This window comes from Planomonospora algeriensis (assembly GCF_977012225.1).
The window spans coordinates 1-1,848 of sequence record NZ_CDRNDK010000782.1; the positions used below are offsets into that span (position 1 = coordinate 1).

Genomic DNA, 1,848 nt, shown 5'->3' on the forward strand with positions numbered 1-1,848 from the left:
GGGGGCGGCGGCCCCGCCGGCCGCCGTGTCCTCGCCGTGCCCGGCGGCCGCCGTTCCCCCGGTGTTCCCGGTGTCCACGGGGTCTCAGTCCCCCCGGCTCCAGGACCGGGCGATGGCGGCGGCCAGGCGGACGTTCCCGCGCACCGCGGCCAGGTTCGCCTCCAGCGAGGCGCCTCCGGTGCCGCGCACCAGGTAGCCGAGGAGGAACGGGGTGATCGCCTGGCCGGTGACCTTCTCCCGCTCCGCCGCGGCGAGGGCCTCGGCGAGCACGCGGTCGTGCAGGTCCGGGTCGAGCTGCCGGTCGCGGGGGACCGGGTTGGCCACGATCAGGGCGGTCTCCGGGCCGCCGAGGGCGTCCTGGGCCCGCATGGCGGCGGCGGCCTCGTCCGGGGTCTCGATCCGCCACTCGACCGGCTCGCCGGAGGTGTGCAGGTAGAAACCGGGGAACTCGTCGGTGCGGAACCCCGCGACGGTGACGCCCCGGGTCTCCAGCCGCTGCAGGGTGGCCGGGACGTCCAGGATCGACTTCACGCCCGCGCACACGATGGTGAGGCGGGTACGGCTGAGCGCGTCGAGGTCGGCCGACTCGTCCTGGTCGGCGGTCCACCCGCGGTGGACGCCGCCGAGACCGCCGGTGGCGAAGATCCGGATGCCGGCCCGGGCGGCCAGGAACGAGGTCGCCGAGACCGTGGTCGCGCCGCTCGCCTTCAGCGCCGCGGCCAGGGGCAGGTCGCGGGCGCCCAGCTTGCGCAGGCCGGACTCGGTGGCGATCCGCTTGAGCCCGGCGGCGTCCAGGCCGATGTGCGCGACCCCGTCCAGCACCGCGATGGTCGCGGGGACGGCCCCCTCCTCGCGGACGATCTCCTCCAGCTCGGCCGCGACCTCCAGGTTGCGGGGCTGGGGGAGGCCGTGCGAGATGATCGTGGACTCGAGCGCCACGACGGGGGAGCCCTGTGCCAGCGCCTCGGCCACCTCCTCGGAGGGGCGGAGCATGCTGTCGAGCGGCTGCTGGGTGGTAGGCATGGGCGGGATCTGTCTCCTGGGTCCGGGACCGGGCGGTCGCCCGACTGGAACGGCGCAAACGGTCTTTTCGCTTCAAACAAGCACGTTACGGGCAGGATGGGGCGGCGTCCACCTGAGGACCGCCCGGGGCGGCGATCCTTCGAGGCAGGAAAGAATCTACTTTGTACAGGACCGGGGTGGGACACCCTCACTCAAGGGCACGATCCGGCACCGGGGCCTCAGGCCATAGCCTGGGGCTATGAGCGCCCTGCCCGACCTCGAGTCCCTGCGGTTGCTCGTCGACGTCGAGAGGCTGGGGAGCCTGGGGCAGGCGGCCCGGACCGCGGGCATCGCCCAGCCCTCGGCGAGCAAGCGGATCGCGCTCCTGGAACGCCGCCTCGGCCTGACCCTGCTCGAGCGCACCCCCCGGGGCTCCATGCTCACCTCCCAGGGGACGATGATCGCGGCCTGGGCGGCGCAGGTGCTCGCGGCGGCCGAGGAGCTGATGCGCGGGGCGGAGGCCGTACGGCACGCGCGGGCTGCGCACCTGCACATCGCGGCCAGCATGACCGTGGCCGAGTACCTCCTGCCGCGCTGGCTGGGGGAGCTGCAGGGCCGCGAGCCGCAGGTCCAGGTCGGGCTGGAGGTGCAGAACTCCGCGGAGGTGGCCAGGCTCGTCGGCGGGGAGGCGGGCGGGATCGAGCTCGGGTTCGTGGAGGGCCCCTCGGTGCCGCAGGGGCTGGCCTCCCGGGTGGTGGCCACGGACCGGCTGGTGGTCGTGGTCGCACCGGGCCATCCCTGGGCGCGCCGCCGCACGCCGCTGCTCGCCGCGGAGCTGGCCGCGAC

Annotated in this window: 2 protein-coding genes; one reads left to right on the plus strand and one right to left on the minus strand. The window is 75.0% G+C overall.

Annotated features, from left to right (window positions below; translation table 11 throughout):
* Positions 1-84: 84 nt before the first annotated feature.
* Complete coding sequence (locus ACWJ6R_RS35715) at positions 85-1,023, minus strand: pseudouridine-5'-phosphate glycosidase (protein ID WP_449066444.1); 939 nt, start codon at positions 1,021-1,023, stop codon at positions 85-87.
* A gap of 238 nt (positions 1,024-1,261) precedes the next feature.
* On the opposite strand from ACWJ6R_RS35715, the gene ACWJ6R_RS35720 reads away from it, so the two are divergent.
* The coding region (locus ACWJ6R_RS35720; protein ID WP_449066445.1) for a LysR family transcriptional regulator at positions 1,262-1,848 on the plus strand (587 nt) is incomplete at its 3' end.